Below are 522 nucleotides of genomic sequence, written 5' to 3'. Positions count from 1 at the left end.
GCAATTACTAATCGTATCGGGGATGTTGCTATTTTACTATCTATTGCTTGAATATTAAATTATGGTAGTTGAAATTTTATTTATTATTTAAGTTGTATAAAAAATGATTTTAGAATAAAGTTAATTTCTTTTTTAATTGTTCTAGCTGCTCTTACTAAAAGAGCTCAAATCCCTTTTTCTTCCTGACTTCCAGCAGCAATAGCTGCTCCTACTCCTGTATCTTCTTTGGTTCATTCTTCAACTTTGGTGACAGCTGGGGTTTATTTAGTGATTCGTTTTTTTAATTGTTTAGGTAACCAGGTTTTAATTATTCTTGTTTTTTTAAGCTGTTTTACAATATTTATAGCAGGGTTAGGTGCAAATTTTGAATTTGATTTAAAAAAGATTATTGCTTTATCAACTCTTAGTCAATTAGGGCTAATAATAAGAATTATTGCTTTAGGAGAACCTGTTTTAGGGTTTTTTCATTTATTGACACATGCTTTATTTAAAGCTTTATTATTTATATGTGCTGGTTGTATA

At 28.4% G+C, this 522-nt stretch carries 1 protein-coding gene; it reads left to right on the top strand.

What is annotated here, in order from left to right:
* Positions 1–198 precede the first annotated feature (198 nt).
* The coding region (locus tag EK369_RS23060; RefSeq protein ID WP_268920627.1) for a proton-conducting transporter transmembrane domain-containing protein at positions 199–522 on the top strand (324 nt) is incomplete at its 3' end.

Source organism: Shimia sediminis (assembly GCF_003990645.1).
In the GTDB taxonomy this organism is placed as follows: Bacteria; Pseudomonadota; Alphaproteobacteria; order Rhodobacterales; family Rhodobacteraceae; genus Shimia; species Shimia sediminis.
The sequence above is the reverse complement of the archived record's forward strand: the minus strand, read 5'-3'. Positions and strand labels throughout refer to the sequence as shown.